Origin of the sequence: Buttiauxella cochleicola (assembly GCF_021282435.1) — a bacterium.
Classification (GTDB): Bacteria; Pseudomonadota; Gammaproteobacteria; order Enterobacterales; family Enterobacteriaceae; genus Buttiauxella; species Buttiauxella massiliensis.
In genome coordinates, this window is sequence record NZ_JAJSOT010000001.1 from 972875 (window position 1) to 998569 (window position 25695).

The 25695-nt window shown below is 51.6% G+C and carries 21 protein-coding genes and 1 other RNA gene; 6 read left to right on the forward strand and 16 right to left on the reverse strand.

Annotated elements, in window-relative coordinates; all coding sequences use genetic code 11:
• Nucleotides 1-10: 10 nt before the first annotated feature.
• From LVQ77_RS04410 to ydiJ, 15 genes are all read right to left on the reverse strand, one after another.
• Nucleotides 11-1372 (reverse strand): ethanolamine ammonia-lyase subunit EutB, encoded by a 1362-nt coding sequence (locus tag LVQ77_RS04410; RefSeq protein WP_134183073.1) that lies wholly within the window; start codon nt 1370-1372, stop codon nt 11-13.
• 12 nt (nt 1373-1384) lie between these two features.
• Nucleotides 1385-2782 carry an ethanolamine ammonia-lyase reactivating factor EutA gene (eutA, locus tag LVQ77_RS04415; RefSeq protein WP_232903794.1) on the reverse strand — a complete coding sequence of 466 codons (1398 nt, stop codon included), beginning with the start codon at nt 2780-2782 and terminating at the stop codon, nt 1385-1387.
• Nucleotides 2779-4023, reverse strand: a complete 1245-nt coding sequence (eutH, locus tag LVQ77_RS04420) for an ethanolamine utilization protein EutH (RefSeq protein ID WP_232903795.1) — start codon at nt 4021-4023, stop codon at nt 2779-2781. The genes eutA and eutH overlap by 4 nt, the downstream gene beginning before the upstream one ends.
• 46 nt (nt 4024-4069) lie before the next feature.
• Nucleotides 4070-5257, reverse strand: coding sequence for an iron-containing alcohol dehydrogenase (locus LVQ77_RS04425; RefSeq protein WP_232903796.1), 1188 nt, complete (start codon nt 5255-5257; stop codon nt 4070-4072).
• The gene (gene eutJ, locus LVQ77_RS04430) at nt 5247-6086 is read right to left on the reverse strand and encodes an ethanolamine utilization protein EutJ (RefSeq protein WP_232903797.1); all 840 of its coding nucleotides are present in this window, start codon (nt 6084-6086) and stop codon (nt 5247-5249) included. The genes LVQ77_RS04425 and eutJ overlap by 11 nt, the downstream gene beginning before the upstream one ends.
• Before the next feature lie 10 nt (nt 6087-6096).
• Nucleotides 6097-7506 (reverse strand): aldehyde dehydrogenase family protein, encoded by a 1410-nt coding sequence (locus LVQ77_RS04435; RefSeq protein WP_232903798.1) that lies wholly within the window; start codon nt 7504-7506, stop codon nt 6097-6099.
• 15 nt (nt 7507-7521) lie between these two features.
• Complete coding sequence (gene eutN, locus LVQ77_RS04440) at nt 7522-7809, reverse strand: ethanolamine utilization microcompartment protein EutN (RefSeq protein ID WP_134183085.1); 288 nt, start codon at nt 7807-7809, stop codon at nt 7522-7524.
• Nucleotides 7810-7914: 105 nt separating this feature from the next.
• The gene (eutM, locus tag LVQ77_RS04445; protein ID WP_034455942.1) at nt 7915-8208 is read right to left on the reverse strand and encodes an ethanolamine utilization microcompartment protein EutM; all 294 of its coding nucleotides are present in this window, start codon (nt 8206-8208) and stop codon (nt 7915-7917) included.
• 35 nt (nt 8209-8243) lie between these two features.
• On the reverse strand, nt 8244-9260 hold the full coding sequence (gene pta, locus LVQ77_RS04450) for a phosphate acetyltransferase (RefSeq protein ID WP_232903799.1): 1017 nt from the start codon (nt 9258-9260) through the stop codon (nt 8244-8246).
• Nucleotides 9250-10059: an ethanolamine utilization cob(I)yrinic acid a,c-diamide adenosyltransferase EutT gene (eutT, locus tag LVQ77_RS04455; RefSeq protein WP_232903800.1), complete on the reverse strand. Its 810-nt coding sequence runs from the start codon at nt 10057-10059 to the stop codon at nt 9250-9252. The genes pta and eutT overlap by 11 nt, the downstream gene beginning before the upstream one ends.
• Before the next feature lie 12 nt (nt 10060-10071).
• On the reverse strand, nt 10072-10758 hold the full coding sequence (eutQ, locus tag LVQ77_RS04460) for an ethanolamine utilization acetate kinase EutQ (protein WP_232903801.1): 687 nt from the start codon (nt 10756-10758) through the stop codon (nt 10072-10074).
• Nucleotides 10755-11216: a EutP/PduV family microcompartment system protein gene (gene eutP, locus LVQ77_RS04465; protein WP_232864313.1), complete on the reverse strand. Its 462-nt coding sequence runs from the start codon at nt 11214-11216 to the stop codon at nt 10755-10757. Before eutP ends, eutQ begins: the two co-directional genes overlap by 4 nt.
• Nucleotides 11217-11221: 5 nt before the next feature.
• Nucleotides 11222-11557: an ethanolamine utilization microcompartment protein EutS gene (gene eutS / locus LVQ77_RS04470; RefSeq protein ID WP_232864312.1), complete on the reverse strand. Its 336-nt coding sequence runs from the start codon at nt 11555-11557 to the stop codon at nt 11222-11224.
• Nucleotides 11558-11767: 210 nt separating this feature from the next.
• A complete protein-coding gene (gene menI, locus LVQ77_RS04475) occupies nt 11768-12178 on the reverse strand; it encodes a 1,4-dihydroxy-2-naphthoyl-CoA hydrolase (RefSeq protein ID WP_134183097.1) in 411 nt (136 codons plus the stop codon).
• The gene (ydiJ, locus tag LVQ77_RS04480; protein ID WP_232903802.1) at nt 12175-15231 is read right to left on the reverse strand and encodes a D-2-hydroxyglutarate dehydrogenase YdiJ; all 3057 of its coding nucleotides are present in this window, start codon (nt 15229-15231) and stop codon (nt 12175-12177) included. Before ydiJ ends, menI begins: the two co-directional genes overlap by 4 nt.
• 329 nt (nt 15232-15560) lie before the next feature.
• On the opposite strand from ydiJ, the gene ydiK reads away from it, so the two are divergent.
• Both ydiK and rprA read left to right on the forward strand, forming a co-directional pair.
• Nucleotides 15561-16661, forward strand: a complete 1101-nt coding sequence (gene ydiK / locus LVQ77_RS04485) for an AI-2E family transporter YdiK (RefSeq protein WP_064518327.1) — start codon at nt 15561-15563, stop codon at nt 16659-16661.
• 211 nt (nt 16662-16872) lie between these two features.
• An RNA gene (gene rprA, locus LVQ77_RS04490) (antisense sRNA RprA) lies at nt 16873-16979 on the forward strand.
• Between the two features lie 1342 nt (nt 16980-18321).
• On the opposite strand, the gene ppsA is transcribed toward rprA, so the two are convergent.
• Complete coding sequence (gene ppsA, locus LVQ77_RS04495) at nt 18322-20694, reverse strand: phosphoenolpyruvate synthase (RefSeq protein ID WP_232864310.1); 2373 nt, start codon at nt 20692-20694, stop codon at nt 18322-18324.
• A gap of 324 nt (nt 20695-21018) precedes the next feature.
• On the opposite strand from ppsA, the gene ppsR reads away from it, so the two are divergent.
• The 4 genes from ppsR (at nt 21019) to LVQ77_RS04515 (ending at nt 25695) form a co-directional block, all read left to right on the forward strand.
• The gene (gene ppsR, locus LVQ77_RS04500) at nt 21019-21852 is read left to right on the forward strand and encodes a posphoenolpyruvate synthetase regulatory kinase/phosphorylase PpsR (protein WP_151996135.1); all 834 of its coding nucleotides are present in this window, start codon (nt 21019-21021) and stop codon (nt 21850-21852) included.
• A gap of 159 nt (nt 21853-22011) precedes the next feature.
• Nucleotides 22012-23058 carry a 3-deoxy-7-phosphoheptulonate synthase AroH gene (gene aroH / locus LVQ77_RS04505; RefSeq protein WP_154149970.1) on the forward strand — a complete coding sequence of 349 codons (1047 nt, stop codon included), beginning with the start codon at nt 22012-22014 and terminating at the stop codon, nt 23056-23058.
• A 203-nt stretch (nt 23059-23261) separates the two neighbouring features.
• On the forward strand, nt 23262-23426 hold the full coding sequence (hemP, locus tag LVQ77_RS04510) for a hemin uptake protein HemP (RefSeq protein WP_034455958.1): 165 nt from the start codon (nt 23262-23264) through the stop codon (nt 23424-23426).
• 292 nt (nt 23427-23718) lie between these two features.
• Entirely contained in the window at nt 23719-25695 is a 1977-nt protein-coding gene (locus LVQ77_RS04515) for a TonB-dependent hemoglobin/transferrin/lactoferrin family receptor (protein ID WP_232903803.1), read from the forward strand.

Sequence of the window (25695 nt, forward strand, 5' to 3'; positions counted from 1 at the left end):
CCTGATGATTTCAGAAGAACAGCGACGGATCGCCAGCCCGGGACGTTAAACGGCCATTAGCCATCAATCCCATTGTTTCCAGCCACGCTTCAAACTCCGGCGATGGGCGCAGGTTTAGAAGCTGGCGCACGGTAGCGGTATCGTGGAATGCCGTGGTCTGGTAATTGAGCATGATGTCGTCACCCAGCGGCATCCCCATGATGTAATTACATCCGGCGGTCGCCAGCAGGATCATCAGGTTCTCGTTGAGATTCTGGTCCGCATCTGCGTGGTTGGTGTAACAGCAGTCACAGCCCATAGAGATGCCACTTAACTTGCCCATGAAGTGGTCTTCAAGCCCGGCACGGATAATCTGCCGGTCGTTATAGAGGTACTCCGGCCCGATAAACCCGACAACGGTGTTGACGATGAAAGGATCGTAATGGCGTGCCAGGCCGTAATTTCTGGCTTCCATTGTCACCTGATCGGCACCAAAGTTTGCCCCGGCGGAAAGTGCCGAACCTTGCCCGGTTTCGAAGTACAGGCAGTTTTCCCCGGCGATGCGGTTGAACTCCGCTCCTACCGCACGAGCCTCATCCAGCATAGCTAACTCAACGCCGAACTCTTTTAGCCCCTTCTCGCTGCCACAAATACTCTGGAAGATAAGCCCGCCTGGCGCGCCACGCTTGATGGCCTCAATTTGCGTGGTGACGTGCGCCAGTACGCAGCCTTGCGTCGGAATCGAATACTTGTCGATAACGCTGTAAATGGTGTCGAGCACGCGGGTTAAGTTGCCTACATCATCCGTCACCGGGTTGACGCCAATCACCGCATCGCCCACACCAAAACACAGCCCTTCGTAAATTTGTGCTTCGATACTGCGCACATCATCACGCGTATCGTTCGGTTGCAGGCGCGCACTAAAGGTGCCCGGCAAGCCAATTGTGGTATTCGCTTTTTTGATGACCGGCATTTTTTTGCCGCCATAGATTAAATCCGCGTTCGAGCAGATTTTAGCCACTGCTGCCACCACTTCGGAACTGATGCCTTTGCGTAAAAAGGCAATATCATCAACGCTGGTCTCATCGCTGAGGATGTACTCGCGCAGCTCGCTGATGCTCCAGTTTTTAATCCGCGCATAGGACGTTTCGTTGATGTCGTCCTGGATAATGCGCGTCACGCAGTCATCTTCATAAGCGATAACCGGGTTCATGCGGATATCCGCAACCGTCATCTCAGACAACACCTGTTTTGCCGCCACACGTTCCTGTGAACTGTGAGCAGACACGCCCGCCAGCACATCGCCGGAACGTAATTCGTTGGCTTTCGCCAGCACTTCTTTAACATCCTTGAACTGATAAACTTGCCCAAACAGCGTGGTTTTTAGTTTCATTGTGTCGATCCCTCAGGAAGGAAAGGCGAGTGATTTAATGGTTACCGGGACGACGGCTCCGCCAAACAACGGCAAACCAATGTCGATATAATCGCCAGTGCGGGTGACCACTTCGTCAATCACCGCAAGCTTGCGCTGCTCCATTTGTGGATACAGCAGCATCCCCAGCGCTTTGCCCAGATCCTGTTCCGCGACAACAATAAGCGGCTGCAGACCTGGGTTGCGTTGGGTAAAAATATTCACTGCATTGATGACCAACTGCACGGTGGCGTAGCTTGTGGAAAGCTCCGGTGGAATGGCAAGCGCGTAGCTGTCTTGCGTGGCATTAAGGTCCATTAGTGCCAGCCCCTGTTGCCAGTTTTCAGCCAGTCCGTCGTGCCCGACAGGATGAACAACCGGAATATTGCGCAGCGGTAATGTCAGCTCATCGAGCCAGATGGTGCTACCCGAAAGCGAGAGTGTATGTGCGCCAGCGCCAATTACGGTGGCACGAACGGTTTGATCGGGAACTTGTACCGGTAGCGAAGCAAATCCAGCATGGCGATGAATCGCCTGAGCCAGAAGCGGGCCAATATCACCAAAGATAAATGGCGTTTCTGGTGGCTGGCGGTAGCATTCCCCCACGCCTCCAGACAGCGTGATCACATCGGCAGGCTTTCCGGCGGGCAGCGCATCCGTCATTAACAGACGTTGCGACAGTGGTGAAATCTCGCCTGCGATAACTTCATAAAGCAGTTGTGCCATGCGGTCGGCAACGGTTTCAAGCTGTGCAGGCGTTAGTGTTTTTTTACCTTCACCGAACAGCTCATCGGCAATCCACTGCCCTGGGCGATGGAGGAAAGTGACGTTGCCTTGGGTGTCGGTTTCAAACAAGCGCCCACCCACATTCAGGCAAGCCGAGGCGACAACTTTACCGCCTTCGAACAGCACGTAGTTTGCCGTGCCGCCTCCGATATCAATATTCATCACCCGGTTTAACTGACGCTGCGATAACGCCTGCGCCCCGGAGCCGTAACCAGCAATGACCGACTCAAGATGCGGCCCTGCGGTGGCGACAACAAAATCGCCCAGTCGCTGGGCTAGCGCCATCACGGCAGGCCGCGCGTTGCGGGTTTTTGCTGTTTCGCCAGTAATAATAATTGCGCCAGAATCGATTGTTTCAGGTGCAATCCCCGCAGCCTGATACTGCGCAAGAATAAGGCTTAATAGCTCGTCCTCACGCAGATGGCCATCAACATCAACCGGGGTAAAGAACACCGGGCTTTGCCAGGTAATTTCACGTTTCACGAACTCATAGCGCGGCACCTGCGAAATAGCAGCCCGGTTCACCAGCGCAAGACAGGAGAAAATCACCTGTGTTGTCGTGGTACCGACATCAATACCCACGCTAATCAGTTCGCGGATTTTCACGATTGTGCCTCCACAGACGTAGCCACAACCTGAGCACTTTCTTCTTTAGGTACCAGCAGCATTGCGACACCAATCGCGGTCACGCCACCCACCAGCTTGCCGACAATCATCGGGAAGATCATCGGTGACATATTGGCCGCAGCAAAGCCCAGGTGGTCGCCCAGTGCAAAAGCAGCCGACACCGCAAACGCGCAGTTGATGACTTTGCCACGCGCATCCATATTCTTCATCATGCCGTACATCGGGATATTATTAGCGAGTGTCGCCACCATGCCACCCGCTGCAATATTGTTAATTTTCAGCAGATTGCCAACACGCATCAGTGGTTTATCAAACCAGCGAGTCAGCAGCAGTACCATTGGGTAAGCGCCCAGTAACACGCAAGAAATCGAACCAATCACTTCGATAGCACGCATCACTTCGCCGGGTTTATCACCCTCACTCATAAAGATGGGATCAAGGCCTGGGATCAGTGTCCAGCCTACAAGGAACTTCACCACTGCTGCCGCAAGGCCAACAGTAATAATCGCGACGAGAATTTTGGCGAAAATCTGGAAACCGTTAATCATTTTTTCGGGGATAAACTTCAACCCCAGTGCCACCAGAATTGCCACGATCAGAACCGGGATCATATTGAGCAAAATCAGGCTCATAGTGAATTCAATCGGCTGCCCGTTCACTTCTACGCCGGAATACATCGCCACCAGGCCACCGGCAATACAACCAATTGGGATCGTCACAATTCCCGCCAACACGCCCAGCGCCAGATAACGCCGGTCGGAAGGTTCAATAATGCCCAGTGCTACAGGGATCGAGAATACGATGGTTGGCCCCATCATTGAGCCAAGAATAAGCCCTGAATATAGCCAGGCTGCTACATCGCCCCCGGCCAGTTCTTTAGCGAGGAAGAAACCGCCCATATCACAAGCCAGCAGTGTTCCGGCGAACATCGAAGGGTTCGCGCCAAGCATTTCATAGACCGGGATAATCACCGGGCCAAGCAGGTACGCCAGAACCGGGGCCAGCGCAGTCATCCCGACCATCGCTAATCCCAGCGCGCCCATTGCCATGAAGCCCTCTTCAAACTGGCTGCCAGAACCGGAAATGCTTTTGCCGAGCTTGCCAAGCCCGATAAAACCAAGGATTTTTTCTGACCCGCCAAACTGAGTAAACACCCGGTCAACAGCAGCGATCAGCATAAAAATCATCATGATGTACATGATAACGTCGTTAATACCCATATCCCTTCTCCTTCGTCGCCTGCGGGCAGGCGGGTGTAATGTCCGTTCAGGCGTCCTGATACAGCGTGATAATTTGGGCTTCCGTCACAGTGCGTGGATTGGTGGTAATGCAAATGTCGCTCATGGCTGCGTGGGCAAAACCGGCAAAATCGGCATCACGCCCTCCAGCGGCGCGTAATCCGCTGCCAAGTTCAAGTTCATCAATCAGGTGTTCTACAAAAGCGATACTCTCGCTTGCCGCACAAGGTTTTCCCGTCAGCGCATGGCCAATTTCGCTATACGCTGTTTTGCAAACTAACTGATTAAACTTCATGACTGCGGGTAACATGATGGCGTTTGCCTTGCCATGTGGAATGTCGTATGCCGCGCCAATCTGGTGAGCTGTCGCGTGGCATAACCCTAGTCCCGCGTTAGAAAACGCCATTCCCGCCATGTAAGACGCAAGCATCATCGCTTCACGCGCCACCAAATCATGCCCCTGCCCAACAGCTTGCGGTAACGCCTGACAGATGCTGTTAATCGCGCGATAAGCAAGCCCACGAGTCAGCGGTGTACCATTACTTGCTACGTAGGCTTCAATGGCGTGGGTTAAGGCGTCGATTCCTGTTGCGGCGGTAATATGTGGCGGGACACCAAGCGTCAGACAAGCATCAATAATCGCTAAGTCTGGGATCAGCATGGCGTGAACCAGCACCTGTTTACGGTGAGTTTGTGCCGCAATAATCACCGCTACATTGGTGGCCTCCGATCCTGTTCCCGATGTAGTTGGAATAGCGATAAACGGCAGGCGGCGATTGAGGCGTGCTCCGCCGACAAGACTTTCCAGGGGGAGCTCAGGATTGGTAGCAATAACGGCGACTACTTTCGCCGCATCCAGAACGGAACCGCCACCTAGTGCGACAATGCCATCACACTGGCAACGGCTGATTTGTTCAACCGCCGCACCTATATCACTGTCGACAGGCTCACCCGGCGGGCAAGACCAGATTTCATATGCGATGCCGCTATGTTTCAGATTACGTTCCAGAACCTCAGTCATTCCAGCACGGTGCAACATGCCATCGACCATCACCAAAGGGCGATTAATACCGCGCTCGCGCAGCGCTTCACCACAACGCGCCACCGCCCCCGGTCCCATAAACGTGGCGGGCGGAACAGCAAACTCACGCACGTTGCGAGCATTCATCATGTCCAGCGCCTGATATAGCGCGGATTGCATTTCTTCACTGTGCATGAGCACCCTCCACTTGTGCCATGCCGCACACCGCGATGGCTAATGGCGTCATGAAAATGGAATGAGGGGGAAGCTGAACGGTGATACCTGGAAAACGTTGGCGGAATAACCCTGCAACACCCGGTTGCATACAAGACCCACCCGCCAGCCAGAGTTGTTCGACGTCGTAACCTTCAATGTGGCGAGCAACAATGTCTGCCATTTTTTCGTAAACCGGACGAACCACCGGCCAGAGGCTGCCGTCGCTACTGCGCTTCATTTTTTCGGCGTCTTCCAGTGCAATGCGTTGATTACCTGCGAGGGTGAGGGAAATATGATGCCCACCAGTCGCTTCATCCCCTGAGTAAATCACTTGCCCTTGTGACACCACAGCAATGCCGGTTGTGCCACCGCCAATATCCACCACGGCCGCTTTGTCGAGCTGCAACATATCGGCAACGGCTGTCGGTTCATCCAGCACACGGCTCACTTCAAGCCCCGCGGACTCCAGCACGTTGAGAGAAATTCGCGGGTCTGTTCCCGGCGGGAATGAGGTCGCAGCATGGCTAAACCGAAAGCCCAGTTGCTGCTCCAGCGTGTCGAGGTGGCGGCACACAATCTGCACCGCACCAAAGAAATCCCACACCACGCCGTCACGAACTACATCGGCCCAGTCAAGGCAAACGGCAACGGGCTGGCAGTCGTTATCGACAACCAGCGACACCACATCGCAAGTGCCAAGATCGATACCCAGCCACAGCGGTTGCTGTACCGTTTTCGGTTGCCCGTTACACAGCAAAGACGCGTTTCTTAAACGGTCGTTGAGCCAGGTCTGCTCGGTGCGTGCCATTACTGCCTCCTTAAACGATGCGGAATCCATCTACCAGTACGCAACGACGCAGGCGCACAAAGGTTCTGGCTGATGTCACACCCTCACCGGTTGGCGTGGTGATGGTCATGGAAGTCCAGCCCTCGCCACCCAATCCCAGTCCGGCAATACAAGGGCCGTTCTTGACGAAAATACTGGTGTCGATGGCGTTCGCCATGGCATTCATATTGTCGATATTGCGTGAGTGCATAGCGGCGGTGTGATGGCAACCACCTTCCAGTTTCACCGCAAGCGCAATGGCTTCGCTGACGTTTGCCACGCGGATCATCGGCAGCACTGGCATCATCATTTCTGTTACAGCAAACGGATGGCGCGCAGGGGTTTGTACCAGCAGCAAACGTGTTTCAGAGGCAACGTTGAGGTCGATAGCTGCGGCAATTTTGGTAGCATCACGCCCGACCCAGTCACGGCAGACTTGCCCTTTACCTTGTTCATCAATATTTTTCAGTAGCACTGGCAGCAGTTTTTCAGCCTGCGCGTCACTGAGTAAAACTGCGTGATTGCGCTGCATTTCTTCAAGCAGGGCGTCGGCCACGCTTTCCACCACAATCAGCACTTTCTCGTCAGCGCATATGATGTTGTTATCGAATGAAGCGCCCTGCACGATGGCTTTTGCTGCGCGAGGAATGTCGGCAGTTTCATCCACTACAACCGGTGGATTACCCGCACCCGCCGCAATCAAACGTTTGTTGGTGTGCTTACGTGCGGCATCTACTACCGCTTCACCGCCTGTCACCACCAATAAACCGATGCCGGGATATTTGAATAATCGCTGCGCGGTTTCGATATCAGGATTGAGCACCGTGACCAGTAAATTCGCTGGGCCGCCTGCCGCAACGATGGCATCGTTAAGCCAGGTGATAGTTTGCTGCGAGACTTTTTTTGCCGCCGGATGTGGTGCAAATACCACGCTATTTCCGGCTGAAATCATGCTGATGGCGTTGTTGATGACGGTCGCTGCAGGATTAGTAGAAGGTGTAACCGAGGCCACCACTCCCCACGGTGCATTCTCGATGAGTGTCAGGCCGTTATCACCCGTTAACACTTGAGGGATCAGGCACTCAACACCCGGAGTACCACGAGCCTGAGCAATATTCTTGGCGCATTTATCTGCAACACGGCCCATTCCGGTTTCCGCGACAGCCATTTCGGCAAGCTGTTGCGCATGTTGTTCGCCCGCCAGGCGAATTGCCGCAACGGCTTTCTGGCGCATCGCCACGCTGGTTAAGGCTTTTTGTGCGACACTGGCTGCCTGAACGGCGTCATCCAGTGAGGCAAAAACGCCTGTGCCGCAAGGTGGGGTAACAGGTTCTGGCGCTTTGTTAGCGGCCATTCCTGCCAGTACGGCTTTCACCACCTGCTCAATTTGTTGCCTGTCCATGTCGTTCAATCCTCACTATTTATGGAAGATGATTTCTCTGTCCATGACCACTTCATCGACAATGCCTATCACGCACATGTCGACCGGAGAGGCTTCACTATGGTGCGCACGGCGAGCGGAACTACCGCCCACCAGCAACACCCACTCGCCGTTTCCGGCACCAATGCTGTCGGTGGCTATTGCGCACTCGCCGCTCGGCTCACCCTGACGGTTAATCATCTCCACCATCAGCAACTTGTCGTGTTCAAGTCCGCTATGGCGGACTGTGCAAACGATTTGACCAATGACCATTGCCAGCTTCATGCTCGCCTCCGGACAAAATTCAGGTACAGCTATCCCGTGCCGCCCTGAGGCTGCCAGATGACTGAATTAAGGAAAGGTGACGTCCGGGGGTGACGTCACCGGCTATCAATCGATAGTCTTGTCGCTACCCAGGCCAATCGGGAACACTTCTTCCAAATCGCCATGTGGACGTGGGATGACGTGAACGGAAACCAATTCACCAATGCGTTGGGCTGCAGCAGCTCCGGCATCGGTTGCCGCTTTACAGGCCGCCACATCACCACGAACCATTGCTGTTACCAGCCCACCGCCGATTTGCTTTACTCCAACCAGTTTGACGCGAGCCGCTTTGACCATCGCATCCGATGCTTCAATCACTGCTACCAAACCTCTGGTTTCGATCAGTCCTAATGCTTCCATGATTTATTTCCTCTCACTCGGTTAAAAATCTAGTTTTATCCAGCTTCACTGTTTGCCCTCTCCCTGAGGGAGATGGTTGGGGTGAGGGTGGTTTGTGCCACCAGCACCAACTCAATAATTTCACGGGTACTGCATCCACGGGAAAGATCGTGCAAGGGCGCGCTTAACCCCTGAATCAACGGGCCGAGAGCGCGAAACCCTCCCAATCGTTGTGCAATCTTGTAGCCGATATTGCCTGCCCCAAGCGACGGGAATACCAACACATTCGCCTGCCCTGCCAGCACACTTTCAGGCGCTTTTTGCGCAGCAACCTGGGGAACGAATGCCGCATCGAATTGCAATTCACCATCCACACACAGTTCAGGTGCTCGTTCACGCACGATGTCTGTTGCCTGCTGAACGGTGGCGACACAAGGGTGCCTGGCACTGCCGTTGGTAGAAAATGACAACATGGCGACGCGAGCGGGTTGCCCGGTAATGGCCTGCCAGCTTTGTGCACTACTGATAGCAATATCAGCAAGCTGCACCGCGGTTGGTTGTGGTACTACGCTGCAGTCAGCAAATCCAAGAATCCGCTCCCCTTCGGGTGGCAGCATCAGAAACAGTGAGGAAAGCGTTTTAACGCCCGGTTGTAGTCCAATGACTTTTAACCCAGCACGCAAAACAGCTGCAGTTGATGAAATATTCCCCGCAATACACACATCAGCTTTCCCGGCTTTAACCATTGCGGCGGCAAACCAGAGAGGGTCACGCAAGCGTTCTGTTGCGTCATCCGGAGTTTTGTCACCCAGGCGCTGAGAAAGCTGCTGATGAAATTGCACCAGCCAGTCATGTGATGTTGCCGGATCAATAATATGTAACCCATCGAGCGGCAACCCCGCCGCGAGGGCGAAATGACGCAAGGCAAATGGATTGGCCAGGATGATGGGTTGTGCCAGGCCATGATGTTGCAGGTAATGCGCCGCTTCTATTACGCGAGCATCCTTCGCATCCGGGAAAACAACCCGGCGTGGCTGGTTTTGGGCCTGGTGGCGACAGCGATCAAGCAGCATGTTGGCCTCCTGCCAGGCGCCGTTGTAGCGCAGATGCATCCGGCCACTCTTTTTTCAGGCACAAGATCATCAGTACATAAACCGCACTCGAGAGGCGATTCAGCGCCTGCAACAAATCAGCTTTTTGTACGTGGTAATCCACACCGATAAACACTGTTGCGGCACAAATTTCGGTTTCGCGGATCTTGGTACGCAGAAGATTGAGCAATGCCACATCACGCCCGTGAGCGGCATCTGGCACCAGATGATCATGCCCCAGATATTTCAGCGGTTGATGAGATAACCGGTGTAAATCGTCAGCCGATAACCCAACGATTTGCTGTTCTGGTAGCGCCTGATCCAGAGCATCAGCACGCATGATATTCCCAAGCAAAGAGCGGATATCTGCAAGCCAAAGTGCCGCTGTTTTATCAAACTCAGTTTGTAGCCACACCGCAGTCGCAATGGTGCTATCAAGGCTTGCGCGAAACGCCAGACGAGGATCGTTTTTCGCCACAAACACCTGCGCATTGAGATGAGTTAGCGTGTCTGGTTTTTCCTTCACTTGCTGCTGGCACAACTCACAATGGGCTACCTGCGCTACTGCCTCACTCGTCAAGCCATGAACTGGCTGTAACTGCTCCTGCATTTCAACAAACAACCGTCCGTCGTCATCCTGGAATTTCACCAGTAAATGGCGAGCGTCAATCAACTCGCGGGCGGATGGCGTCATACGGCTGTCAGCAGGCAGACGAATTTCGCTCCCTTCGCTGAGGGTATGGTTTGCCCGCAGCCAGTCTTCGGTGATGAAGGTGCTCATACGCGCCTCGCCTTAGCATTCCTGCCAGTTGGCAGGCCAGGCAACATAAAGAAAACGAACGTGGCCTGGGGTGCCAAATTCAATACTGGAGCCTTTCGGGATAAACATCACATCCCCGGCTTTGCCGATAAGCGTTTCGCCTTCGTGGCGAATATGTAATTCCCCTTCCAGCACCATATCGATTTCGTCGTAATTCAGCGTCCAGGGGAAAAAGCCGTTTTCCCACTGCATAAAACCCGCGGCCATGCTGCTGCCATCTGCGCCTGTCACCAGATCAGTTAGCCCAACGCACGGCTCTTGCGCACCATCGAAACGACCAAACTTTACCGAGCTGCCATCAATGACTTTAATTCCGCCCTTGCCCGTGACCGCGTGGAAGCTGGGCTGCATTCCGCTGCCCGAGCGGGTTTTCTGCTCTTGCTCAACTTTATCGATGAGTTGTGCCATCAGGCTTTCCGTGAACTTACCTTCAGGTAACTGAGAGAGGATTTCTTCACGAATACGCTGACGTTCAGAACGAGGCGGCGTATGGTCTGCTGCCACCGGGCCTGCATCCTCTTCGACTAAGGTTATCTCGAGTTGGTCGGCAACCACGCGGGCTTCGGGCGTGACAATCGATTCTTTTAGCACGAAAGCGATAGTTTTAAGGCCACGAGTCTGGGCTTCACGAACATCGTTTGCAGTAATCAGCTTTTTCATTGAACAGGTTCCTTCAGGCCTGCGACTTCGGCCAGATAATCCTCAAGTTGCCTGACGCTCTCAGCATCCAGGCTGTTCAGTGCAAATATTGGCGACGTAAATCCTGAGTCAATTAGCATCGCCTGCGTTTGGGCAATATTTGCATCGGGCAAATCAATTTTGCTTATTACCGCAACCTGTTGCAGGTGCGGGTAAATATCCAATAAACCGGCGGGAATACGGCATTGCGAATCATTGGCAGCATGGACATATATCAATAAATCCGCATCAATCAGGGTATTTATTAATGCACAATATAAACGAGGGTGGCTGATAAATTCCCCCGGCGTATCAATATTCCCTGCATCGCTAAATTCAACCGCCTGAGTTTTTCGCGCCAGTGAATAATTTCCCTGTAATGCGTTAAACAACGTTGTTTTTCCCGCGCCCACGGTGCCGACAAAAACGATGCGTTTCATCAGACCTAGCTCCGCGTCATGGTACAGACGGTATAGTTAAGAATGCTGCTCAGGCCGGTAATCGTTTGTTGTAACGCTTCTTCTACCGACCCGACCGAACCGTAAACCACCAGTGCGCCGCTAAATCTGTCCAGAAAACCTATTTGTACGCTGGCAGCTTTCGTGGCGAGATCACCCGCTATCATTGCCGTTTCACCGGGAGTCAGCGTCATAATGCCAATGGCTTCAGCGCCGGGCACACCTATTTTCTTTGCCAGTTCTTCGCCTGGGTGGGCAATTAAATGCGCCAGTGTTACCTGTTTTCCAGGAACAAATTCCTGAATAATGCGTTCCTTTTCCATTGCGCCTCCTGAAGAATTACCTCCATGCTGACAATAAACCGCAAAAGGGAATAACAAATTTCGGCAACTAATGGGGAAAGGTGAAGTGGATCACTCAATAAATACAGAAAAGCACGATTATTCATTTCAGGATGTAAATAAAAAGCGGCGGGATAATATCCCACCGCCATTATTATTTATTTTTGAATAATTCCTGATTCAGGCTATTTATCACACCACCGCGGTTGTTAAGCGCGATGTGCAACAAAGCCGCCCTTGCTCGTCGCTGATTTCGATTTGCCAGACCTGGTGCCTACGCCCAACATGCACTGCAGTACAAACACCGCGCACGATACCTTCACGCGCGGAACGCAGATGGTTGGCATTAACCTCAAGCCCGACAATTTTCTGCTCGCCTTCGGTACACAAGTACCCGGCCACAGAACCGAGTGTTTCAGCTAACACCACCGACGCACCGCCGTGCAACAGGCCAAATGGCTGGCGAGTGCGGTTATCAACCGGCATAGTGGCTTCCAGCTCGGTTTCTGTGATGCGGGTAAATACGATACCCACATGCTCCACCATATTGTCAGCGCCCATTTTATTAAGCGCATCCAGGTTTACTTCACGTCGCCAGATCATCCCATAATCTCCAGTAGTGCCTGTAGCGGATGGCGAACACCGTTGCCTTCCACACGTTTGACCTGGCTGCGGCAGGAATAGCCGGTTGCCAGGCAGCGTTGGCGCGGCAGGCGCTGCATTGCCTGGTGCCACGAAAGCTCGTAAATCCCCAGTGAGTTAGCATGGTTTTTAACTTCATGCCCGTAGGTTCCCGCCATGCCGCAACAGCCGACGCTGACGTTTTCAAGTTTTGCGCCCAGGCGCGCAAATATTGCCGCCCACTGGTTTGGCGCAGTGGGTAGTGCTGTGACTTCGGTACAGTGACCAAACAGATACCACGACTCACCACCAACGCTTGTCATTTCACGGTTTTCCAACACAGCAGGCAACCATTCATGCACCAGTTGAACGTGGAAATCACCGCGTTCTTCACCGAGCGTCTGCTTATATTCGTCGCGATAGCAGAGAACCAGAGCCGGGTCGACCCCCACCATTGGCATTCCCAATTTCGCAATGCGGTTGAGAAAGTCCGACGTTTTACGCGCGGTGCGAGCGAATTTTTGCAGGAAGCCTTTGATGTGTTGCGCTTTGCCGTTGGGTGAGAATGGCAGAACGACCGGCTCGTATCCCAGCTTTGTCACCAGGCGCACAAAATCCGCCACCACTTGCGCATCGTAGTAACTAGTGAACGGGTCCTGCACCACCAGCACCGTTTTAGCTTTCTGCTCAGCACTGTAGCTCTCAAGCTGCTCAAGTGTGGTATTTGCTGAAGTGTGCCCTACTAACTGCTGCTGCAACGATGGCGTCGAGAGCATTGGGAGATCGATCATGCCGATATGTTTGGCAGATAGACTACGTACCCACGGCTGACTCATAAAGAAGTTGAAGGTCTTTGGCGCACGCGCCATTAACGGTGCATAGCTTTCGACGGTTGCCACCAAATGGTCACGCATTGGGCGCAGATAGCGGGTGTGATAGAGCTGCAAGAAGCGAGAGCGGAATTCCGGCACGTCGATTTTAATTGGGCATTGCGTTGAACACGCTTTGCAGGCCAGACAACCCGACATCGCCTCTTTCACTTCATGAGAGAAATCATATTCGCCTTTACGAGCATGCCAGGTATTGCGTGTACGTTCGATAAGCGTACGCAGGCTGGCGCGTTTTTCCGGCATCTGTTTTTCGAGTGCATCCGGGTCAACGCCACGATCGGCAAGCAAACGCAGCCATTCACGTGTTAACGTCGCCCGCCCTTTTGGCGAGTGAATACGGTTGCTGGTAATTTTCATCGACGGGCACATCGGGCTTTTCACATCGAAGTTAAAGCACAGACCATTGCCGTTACACTCCATTGCACCGCGCCATGAGGTGCGCACCGCAATCGGGATTTGCCTGTCGAAAGTACCGCGCTTCACCGCATCGACCTGCATCATTGGGTCATCCACACCTAACGGCGGGCAGATTTTCCCAGGGTTCAGGCGGTTGTCGGGGTCGAATACCGCTTTGATGCGACGCAGTTCTTCATATAACGTTTCGCCAAAGAATGCCGGGCTGTATTCGGCACGGAAACCTTTACCGTGTTCGCCCCACAATAAACCGCCATATTTCGCGGTGAGCGCAACCACATCGTCAGAAATGCGCTTCATCAGCACTTCCTGATGAGGATCGGTCATATCCAGCGCCGGACGCACGTGTAAAACGCCCGCATCGACGTGGCCGAACATGCCGTAACTCAGGTTATGGCTATCAAGCAACGCGCGGAACTCAGTGATGTAATCAGCCAGATGTTGCGGCGGTACACAGGTATCTTCCGCAAACGGGATAGGTTTCGCCTGCCCTTTCGCATTACCCAGCAGGCCAACGGCTTTTTTGCGCATGTTATAAATGCGCTCGATACCAGCCAATTCGGTACAAACCTGCCAGCCGATAACGCCACCTTCGCCTTGTGAAATCAGCGAATCGAGACGCTCACATAGTGACGCAACCTGGTCTTCGATGAGCGCCAGGTCATCACCCGCAAACTCCACGATATTCAGACCCAGCATCTCTTTGCCTGGAACGTCGGTGATTAATTCACTGACCGAATGCCAGACGATATCCTCACGCGCCAGGTTCAGGACTTTTGAATCGACGGTTTCGACGGAGAGCGCACGGGCTTCTACCATAAACGGCGCGTTGCGTAGCGCGGAGTCGAAGGAGTCGTACTTGATATTCACCAGGCGGCGCACTTTTGGCAGACGCGTGATATCCAGTTTCGCCTCGGTAATAAACGCCAACGTGCCTTCTGAGCCGCAAAGAATGCGTGTCAGGTCGAACTGCGAAAGGTCGTCGTTGAAGACGTGGCGCAGATCGTAGCCGGTCAGGAAGCGGTTAAGTTTCGGAAATTTATCGATAATCAACTGACGATGTTCGCGGCAACGCCCAAGCACCGTGTTATAAATTCTGCCGGTTGGGCTTTCGTCGCGCCCCATTTCTTCAGCAAGCATTGTCGCCATCGGGTGCGTGTCGAGAATATCGCCGCCCAACAACACAGCACGAACGCCCATAACGTGGTCAGACGTTTTGCCGTAAACCAACGAACCTTGCCCTGAAGCATCGGTATTTATCATCCCGCCGAGCGTGGCGCGGTTACTGGTAGAAAGTTCCGGTGCAAAAAAATAGCCGTACGGCTTCAGGTATTGGTTGAGCTGATCTTTAATCACACCTGCTTCGACCCGCACCCAACCCTGCTCGGGGTTAATTTCAATGATGCGATTCATATAGCGCGACATGTCGACAACGATGCCTTTATTCAAGGACTGACCGTTAGTGCCGGTGCCGCCGCCACGTGGTGTAAAGACCAGTGTTTTGAAGCGTTCCTCAGAGGCCAATCTGGCAAGTAATGCCACGTCTGCCGTAGAACGAGGGAATAACACCGCATCTGGCAACAGTTGATAAATACTGTTGTCAGTGGCCATGGTGAGCCTGTCAGCGTAGCTGGTGGCGGTATCGCCGGTAAAACCTTGTTGTTCCAGTGCCTGCAAAAAATTGAGCACCAATTGAACAAGACCTGGTGCCTGAGAAATTTGTGGGATCATTAGTGGGTCGACCCTGCCTGACGTTATAAGTTGTGAGTTATCGTTTGCGTTTAATAATTCTAATACCCTAAATAATTCTAGTTGCAGGCAGGCGACAAGGCCGTAAGTCCCCAGGAGCATAGATTGCTATGTGACTGGGGCGCACGGGTGTAGTCAACACACCTGCGGCTCGAATTATGACGGGCATTCGTTTTTAACACATTTTATTCAGACATTCCCGTCTGTTTTGTCCCTGTCCAAAATCGAGGAAATACATCATCATTAACACATCCGCTTCGCGGTTTTAACGTGGCGTTTTGCCCGTTATCAGTAATTAAGGGATTTTATCTATGGTTAAAGTGAGTCAGCCAAAGGATCTGCTACAAATCCTGCTGTCGGTGTTGTTTATCTCGGTGATGATCATCGCCTGTTTGTGGATAGTGCGCCCATTTGTTCTTGGTTTTGCCTGGGCAGGTACAATCGTGCTCGCCACCTGGCCACTGATGCTCAAAGTTCAGAAATTATTGTGGGGAAAACGCTCACTCGCCGTTCTGGTTATGACGCTATTGCTGTTGATGTTGTTTGTTATTCCGGTGGCGTTGTTGGTGAACAGCCTGGTAGATAACAGCGGCCCGGTTATTGATTGGGCTACCAAAGGCAATATGGAGTTACCGAAATTTGAGTGGCTTAATACCATTCCGCTTATTGGCGACAAACTCTACGCAGGCTGGAATACACTGGTCGAGAGTGGTGGCAGTGCCATTATGGCGAAAGTGCGTCCATATATCGGCACCACAACAACCTGGTTCCTGGGCCAGGCGATACACGTAGGTAGTTTCCTGATGCATTGCGGCCTGATGCTGCTGTTTAGTGTGCTGCTGTATGCGAAAGGTGAAACGCTGGGCAATGGGATTCGCCACTTTGCATTCCGCCTCGCGGGAACGCGTGGTGATGCGGCTGTATTACTTGCAGGGCAAGCGATTCGCGCTGTAGCACTTGGTGTAGTTGTCACCGCACTGGTTCAGTCGGTTTTAGGTGGCGTGGGGCTTGCCATCTCCGGTATCCCAAATGCGACACTGCTAACCGTAGTGATGATGTTATGTTGCCTGGTGCAAATCGGCCCATTGCTGGTGTTGGTGCCTTCAATTGCCTGGTTGTACTGGACCGGTGATAACACCTGGGGCACGGTGCTGCTGGTATGGAGTTGCGTAGTCGGCACGATGGATAACTTTATTCGTCCGGTACTGATTCGTATGGGTGCGGACTTGCCGATGATCCTGATTCTTTCTGGCGTTATCGGTGGATTGATTGCCTTTGGCATGATTGGCCTGTTTATCGGGCCGGTTCTGCTGGCAGTCTCTTACCGTTTGATTTCGGTATGGATGCACGAGGCACCAGCGCCTCAGGATGATCCGAATGAAGTCGTGGAAGTCCTTGAAGAGCACGAATAAGTACACCATCTAAAACGAATGTTGCTCCTACAGTTGTAGGAGCAACATAACCAAACTGATTAACACTACTTATCAATTCCAGGCTTGAACCCCTCTCCAGAACTCCTTGATGCATCAAACATCCCGTAATGTGACCCCAACCGTTTACTTTCTATTAACTATTGAGACGAATCCGAGTGACGCTCCAGGATGAGATGCCTACTATTACTTCACGGCTATGAATCAACACATTGATTTATAAGCATGGAAATCCCCTGAGTGAAACAACGAATTGCTGTGTGTAGTCTTTGCCCATCTCAACGATGGGCTTTTTTTTTGGGCTACCCTGCATGCCAGATGTCATAAAAAAAGACCCATTATGAACAAGGTAATGCCGTTCACTTAACGCTTGAAGACTTCAATGCTGCCATATATGCGATGAGCCCTATCAGCTTCAGATGGGTAGTTTCTGCCGCTGGCGCGGCCAGAATTGATAGGGGGATTACAGAGTATTACTGACGCGAGGGGTACCGGGAGAGGATAAATCTGCAATCATCTGGCCGCCAGAGCCAGCGGAAAGTCTTTATCTATAGCGCTAAAAACATACCGGGCATTGCCACATTGATGCAACAACACCTGGTAAGTAGCCAATTATGTCCATCTCGCTTTCTGTACGGCGAGCACTTCTACTGGTATTTCCCTGGAAAGAATCAAACCCTAATGGCAGTGAATAATTGGGTGAGTTAACTACCTGATATTTTTGGTCTGCTGCCCTTTATATAGAAATATTTTGTATGTTATGTGCTGAACTATCTTATTAAAGAGAATTGATGGTTTAAGGCCCTATTTGCAAGTCTAATTTAATATGGTTAAATGATGGTTTAGGGAACTCGGGTTAATAGCCCTTCAATGGAATTGAACCATGAAACTAATATTGACTATAATTATGATTACTACCCTCTCTGGTTGTATTACTGGATATTCAGCAGACAGGGAGAAGCTTTTAGCTATTTCTCCGTGGGGAATAACAGAGATAATGTGATTTGTGTTAGCTCAATCAGGTACGAAATTTACGGTTTACTTCACGGAAGTGTCGTTGTAGCGTAAATTATTAAATATTATGGTCAACTATAACTGGCCATAATATTTGAGCTTCAGGAGTCGATGTATCTCTTCGTTTGGCTGTAATCAACGGTTATCTTCATGTACTTAAGCCCAGTCCCGGTTCATTCAAATACTGGTCGCGCAGAGTAGTTACAGTTAAACCCCATGACTTGATCGGATATGACCACCGGTGTCAGCAGACAGGCTTTATCTGCAGACACCGTCACAATTAAAAACCTTTAATCCTTCAATCCCTCTGCAGCAATAGCACCGCCGCATGCAAGAGCTGGTTGTGGCTAGCTGCTCGTTTTCATTAAAATCAGCTTTGATTCATCGCCCTATTTTTAGATTGGCTTAGACATCACTTAACGCGAATCAAGTCCAATAGTAAACCGTTCGGAAGTGAAAACGGGATTGTGACTGCATTTAGGAAAACCGAAGGAACTCTGCTTACAGTTCTGTTTCCTTGAATCGGAGACCCGAATTATCGGGCCTCCATTCCTTAAGTGAACGACATTACTCAAGAACAAGGAGCCTTTATAGACTTTTGGCGGATGACTCCACCCTATAAAGAACTCTATTTATTGGTTTCTGCGAGACTTAACCAGGTTTGCACCACCGTGTCCGGGTTCAGGGAAAGACTATCAATCCCTTCTTCCATCAACCAGGCTGCAAAATCTTCATGGTCGGATGGACCCTGACCACAAATTCCCACATATTTGCCCTGTTTCTTCGCCGCTTTAATTGCCATCGATAGCAGTGCTTTCACTGCGTCGTTGCGCTCGTCAAACAGTTCAGAAACCACACCGGAGTCGCGGTCCAGCCCCAACGCCAGCTGAGTCATATCGTTTGAACCAATGGAGAAACCATCAAAATATTGCAGGAACTCATCTGCCAGCAAGGCGTTAGATGGGATCTCACACATCATGATAATTTTCAGCCCGTTCTCACCGCGTTTCAAACCCTGACGTTCCAGCTCTTCCACCACTGCTTTGGCCTGCGCAACAGTTCGTACGAACGGCACCATCACTTCGACGTTAGTCAGGCCCATGTCGTTACGTACCCGTTTCATTGCAGCACATTCCAGCGCGAAACAGTCGCGGAAGCTGTCAGCCACGTAACGGCCTGCGCCACGGAAACCGAGCATCGGGTTTTCTTCATGCGGCTCGTAACGCTCGCCGCCCACCAGGTTGGCGTATTCGTTAGATTTAAAATCAGAGAGACGCACGATAACGCGCTTCGGCCAGAATGCCGCACCGAGTGTCGCAATCCCTTCCGTCAGGCGAGCGACGTAAAACTCAACCGGATCGTCATAACCTTTCATCATCTCGCGGATTTCTTTTTGCAACGCAGGCTCTTGCTGGTCGAACTCCAGCAACGCACGCGGATGCACGCCAATCATACGGTTGATGATGAACTCCAGACGCGCCAGTCCCACGCCTTCGTTCGGCAGGCAGGCAAAATCAAATGCACGATCCGGGTTACCAACGTTCATCATGATTTTCAGCGGCAGATCCGGCATGGTATCTACCGTGGAACTGTTGATGCTGAAATCCAGTAGTTCCTGGTAAACATAACCGGTGTCCCCTTCGGCGCAGGAAACCGTAACGTTCTGGTCATCCGTCATGCGTTCAGTGGCATCGCCACAACCCACAACAGCAGGAATCCCCAGTTCACGAGCGATAATCGCCGCGTGACAAGTACGGCCGCCACGGTTGGTGACAATTGCCGCCGCCTTTTTCATGATCGGTTCCCAGTCCGGGTCGGTCATATCGGTGACTAAAACGTCGCCTGGCTGAATGAGGTTCATCTCGCTAATGTCATGAATCACTTTAACCGGGCCCGCACCGATGCGATGACCGATAGCGCGTCCTTCAGCAATGATTTTGCCTTGAGAATGCAGCTGGTAACGCTCCATCACCTGACCCTGAGAACGCACGGTTTCCGGGCGAGCCTGGACAATAAACAACTTGCCAGTGTGCCCATCTTTGGCCCATTCGATATCCATCGGGCGGCCATAGTGTTTCTCAATTTGTACAGCCTGCTTCGCCAGTTCCTGCACTTCTTCCGGCGTGATAGAGAATTTATCGCGGTCAGCTTGCGGCACATCTTCGATACGCACCTGCTTGCCATGCTCCTGGCTTGGAGCATAAACCATACGGATTTTTTTCGAGCCCATATTGCGGCGCACAATCGATGGTTTACCGGCAGCTAAAGTTGGTTTGTGAACGTAGAATTCATCAGGGTTAACGGCACCCTGCACCACCATTTCACCCAGACCATAGGCGGAGGTGATAAACACCACCTGGTCAAAACCAGATTCAGTGTCGATGGAGAAGAGCACGCCAGAGGATGCAAGGTCTGAACGAACCATGCGCTGGACGCCAGCCGAGAGCGCAACACCACGGTGATCATAACCCTGGTGGACGCGATACGAGATAGCACGGTCGTTGAACAGGGAAGCAAATACATGCTTCACGGCAATCAATACCGCGTCATAACCTTGTACGTTGAGGAAAGTTTCTTGTTGTCCGGCAAACGACGCATCTGGCATATCTTCAGCTGTTGCAGAAGAACGCACGGCAAAAGAAGCATCAGCATCGTCTGAGGAAAGCTGTTCGTAAGCATCATGAATGGCTTTTTCAAGCTCAGGCTGGAATGGTGTATCGATTATCCATTGGCGGATTTGCGCACCGGCTTTTGCAAGCTCAGTCACATCGTCAATATCCGTTTTGTCCAGCAATTCATAGATACGCTGGTTAACACCACTCTGATCAAGAAACAGGTTAAATGCCTCGGCCGTGGTGGCAAAACCATTCGGCACGGAAACACCCATACCGGAAAGGTTAGTAATCATTTCACCCAGAGAGGCATTTTTGCCCCCGACCCTGTCTACATCATTCATGCCGAGTTGGTTGTACCAAAGCACCAGCGGTGACGAGTTGGACATCGAAACAATCCTTTTGTGATATATAAATGAGAATTACATTACATCCCTTTTAGATTGGCATAATTAGATGAGGGAATAAAACAGGTGAATCGTTCAAGCAAAATAAAAATTTGAATTTTTCAGATATATTTACATTTTATCTAACTTGTTGATTCTTAATTTAATCCCTATATTAATAAAGGTTTATCAAGAAAGTAAAAATGAACCGTACATTTCATTAAAAATAAAAACTACGTTTCAGTTTTAAAAATGAAATGAGATTGATCCAGGATGGAAGGTTTTAATTTATGCTTCAGCCTATGTGAAACATTTCAGGAATAAAAAATGGATAACTCAGCAGACAGGCAAGTTTTTTATATTTCCGATGGCACCGCGATCACCGCCGAAGTCCTTGGACATGCGGTTATGTCTCAGTTTCCTGTTGCCATTAACAGCATCACGCTGCCGTTTGTTGAAAACGAAAGCCGGGCCAATGCGGTGAAAGAACAAATCAATGCCATTTATCAACAATCTGGCGTGCGTCCATTAGTGTTCTACTCCATCGTTTTACCAGAAATTCGCGATATTATTTTGCAAAGTGAAGGTTTTTGTCAGGATATCGTGCAAGCGCTGGTTGCGCCTTTACAGCAGGAATTAAAGCTGGAACCGACGCCGATTGCTCACCGAACTCACGGTCTTAATCCGGGCAATTTAATCAAATATGATGCGCGTATTGCCGCCATTGACTACACACTCGCGCATGATGACGGCATTTCAATGCGCAATCTCGATCAAGCACAAGTTATCTTGCTTGGCGTATCGCGCTGTGGCAAAACCCCAACCAGTTTGTACCTTGCGATGCAGTTTGGTATTCGAGCGGCAAACTACCCGTTTATTGCCGATGATATGGATAACATTCAGCTGCCAGCAGTGTTGAAACCTTTACAACATAAGCTCTTTGGTTTGACTATCAACCCAGAACGTCTTGCGGCAATTCGTGAAGAGCGCCGTGAAAACAGCCGTTATGCGTCGATGCGCCAATGCCGCCTGGAAGTGGCTGAGGTTGAAGCCCTATTTCGTAAAAATCAGATTCGCTATCTCAACAGTACCAATTACTCGGTTGAAGAGATGGCGACCAAGATCCTCGATATCATGGGCTTAAATCGTCGCATGTACTAACAAACTAGTGCAAAGGTGCAATTTTGTATGGTAGGGTGTACAGAATCTGGTGGTAACGATTCAGTTCTACGGTTGAATTCAACATAAATTGGTTTATCGTGACTGCCATCACTTCCCGGTACTCCTGCCGAGCTGAAGACAAAATTTCTGAGACACCCAATGAATAAAACAGATGAATTGCGCACAGCGCGCATCGATAGTCTGGTAACACCTGCGGAACTCGCACAGCGTCTGGCTGTATCCCAGGAAGTTGCACAAAACGTAACGGCTTCCCGTCGTCGCATCGAAAAAATTCTTAATGGCGAAGACAATCGCCTACTAGTGATTGTTGGCCCTTGCTCAATCCATGATCTGGATGCGGCAATGGATTACGCCCGTCGATTGCAGACTGCGCGTGAGAAACACCAGCATCGCCTTGAAATCGTAATGCGTACCTATTTCGAAAAACCGCGCACGGTAGTCGGCTGGAAGGGTTTGATCTCCGATCCCGATTTAAACGGTAGTTACCGCGTAAACCACGGTATCGAGCAGGCGCGCCGCCTGTTGCTGCAAGTGAATGAACTCGGCGTGCCAACGGCGACCGAATTCCTCGATATGGTGATCGGGCAGTATATTGCCGATTTGATTAGCTGGGGTGCGATTGGCGCACGTACCACCGAAAGCCAGATCCACCGTGAAATGGCATCTGCCCTTTCATGCCCGGTCGGTTTCAAAAATGGCACCGACGGCAACACGCGTATTGCAGTTGATGCCATTCGGGCCGCCCGCGCCAGCCATATGTTCCTTTCGCCTGACAAACACGGCCAGATGACCATTTACCAAACCAGCGGCAACCCGTACGGCCATATCATCATGCGCGGTGGCAAACAGCCGAACTACCACGCAGCCGACATCGCCGCGGCGTGTGACAGCCTGCATGAGTTTGATTTGCCAGAACAACTAGTGATCGACTTCAGCCATGGTAATTGCCAGAAGCAGCACCGTCGCCAGCTCGAAGTTTGCGAAGATGTCTGTAACCAAATTCGCAACGGTTCGCGGGCGATTGCAGGCATTATGGCTGAAAGTTTCATTCGTGAAGGCACACAGAAAATTGTTGCCGGGCAGCCACTGGTGTACGGACAATCAATTACCGACCCTTGCCTGAACTGGGAAGACACCGAAACGCTGCTCGATATGCTGGCAGACGCAACGGATAGCCGTTTCTAAATTTTCGGTGGATGACGATCATCCGCACTATAACCGCATTTCCCAGGTCGGATTAGCGTAAGCGACATCCGACCCTTTCCCCTCTTCCGCTCAAAATTGATCCATTCACAAATTTCTTACAAATAACACTTGATGATGAAACATAGTTTATTGATAATGATTATCATTGTTACATTGATTGTCATTTGTAAACAGAGTGAAACATGGATAAAGCATTCACCCCTACGAATCCGCAATCTGCGGCTGGCCCACGTCAGATAGACAGCAAGCTTTTGCTCGGCCCTGACGGACGAGTGGTTATTGTTCACGAAGGCCAGCAATATCAGTTAAGACAAACTCAGGCCGGGAAGTTAATCCTGACCAAATAAATTCCCTTCATACTTCAAGTTGTAGGTGCGTTGGCGACTCGCCTTCCTACAACTCGAATTATTGAGGGGAATAGAACCTAAATACAACCCAAATTATTTCTCCGAAATAGTTCGAGTTGCATCGCGGCGACAAGTGAACGAATCCCGATGAGCTTACATAAGTAAGTGATTCGGGTGAGTGACGCAGCCAACAAAGATGCGGCTTGAAATATGAAGGAGAAACGCAAGCCACCCAGGTTTTTCATCATCCCAGGCAGCCAGCGCTTTTAAATTTTCTTATGGAGATTTGCGCATGCCTGCTTTACACACAGTCGGCTTCCGTCTGTCATTACTGACTGTTGCGGTTTTTTCTGCCCTGCCCGCTTTCGCGAAAGACGATCAAATGACCGTGGTGGCCACTGGCAACCAACGCAGCACATTTGAAGCACCAATGATGGTTACCGTTATTGATGCCAATACCCCTGAAAGCCAAACTTCATCATCTGCCGCTGACATGCTGCGCCGGGTGCCCGGGATCACTCTTTCCGGCACCGGCCGCACCAATGGTCAGGACGTCAGCATGCGCGGTTACGATCGCCGTGGCGTGTTGATGCTGGTTGATGGCGTACGCCAGGGCACGGACACCGGGCATCTCAACAGCACGTTTCTTGATCCGGCTTTAATCAAGCGTATCGAAGTGGTGCGCGGCCCGGCAGCTCTGCTGTACGGCAGCGGCGCACTCGGCGGTGTGATTTCTTACGAAACCGCAGATGCCAGCGATTTGCTGTATGAAGGCCAGAACAGTGGTTTCCGCGTGTTTGGTAGCGGTGCGACGGGCGATCACAGTGTCGGAATGGGTGCCAGCGCCTTTGGCCGCACGGATAACCTTGATGGCCTGGTTGCGTGGTCGAGCCGCGACCGTGGCGACATCCGCCAGAGCGACGGCGAAACCGCGCCAAACGATGAAAACATCGGTAACTTCTTGACTAAAGGCACCTGGTATATCGACCCGGCGCAGTCACTGGCAGGCTCTCTGCGTTATTACAATAACGCCGCACAGGAGCCTAAAAACCCACAGACGACTAACGCTGACTCAAGCAACCCGATGGTTGACCGCTCAACCATTCAGCGCGACGCACAGCTGAAATACCACATTGGGCCGGACCAAAGCGATTGGCTAAATGCCAATGCTACCGCCTACTGGTCTGAAGCGCGTATCAACGCGCAGGGCCAAACTGATGGTGCTGAGTTCCGCAAGCAAACCACCACTGGTGGAAAAGTCGAAAACCGCAGCCGTGTATTTACCGACAGTTTCGCCGCCCACCTGCTGACTTACGGCGGTGAGTATTATCGCCAGGATCAAAAACCTGGCGGCAACACCACGGGCTTCCCACAGGCCAACATCGACTTCGGCTCCGGCTGGTTGCAGGATGAAATCACCCTGCGCGACCTGCCTGTCTCCCTGTTAGCCGGCACACGCTATGACAATTACAGCGGCAGCAGCGACGGCTATGACGACGTGAACGCCGATAAATGGTCATCGCGTGGCGCACTGTCCATTACGCCAACCGAATGGTTGATGCTGTTTGGATCTTATGCGCAGGCGTTCCGCGCCCCAACCATGGGCGAAATGTATAACGATGCGAAACACTTCTCTATCGGCACTCGTTACACCAACTATTGGGTTCCGAACCCGAATCTGCGCCCGGAAACTAACGAAACGCAGGAATACGGCTTTGGCTTACGCTTCGACGATTTAATGCTGGCTGAAGACGGCCTAGAATTTAAAGCCAGCTACTTCGATACCAAAGCAAAAGACTACATTTCTACCACCGTCGATTTCGCCAAAGCGACCACCATGTCCTATAACGTTCCTGATGCCAAAATCTGGGGTTGGGATATGACGGCGAAATACACCAGTGCGTGGTTCAGTTTAGATCTGGCCTACAACCGCACCCGTGGTAAAGACACCGATACCGGTGACTGGATTTCAAGCCTGAACCCAGACACTGTCACCAGCATACTGGATGTGCCTGTCGCACAAAGTGGCTTCTCCGTGGGCTGGGTTGGCACCTTCGCCGAGCGCTCAACTCATATCAGCAGCAGCTACAGCACGCAGCCGGGTTACGGTGTAAACGATTTCTATATCAGCTATACAGGCCAGCAGCAGTTGCGCGGGCTCACCACTTCCCTGGTACTGGGTAACGCCTTTGATAAGGAATACTGGTCGCCACAGGGGCTCCCACAAGATGGCCGTAACGGCAAAATCTTCGTTAGTTATCAATGGTAA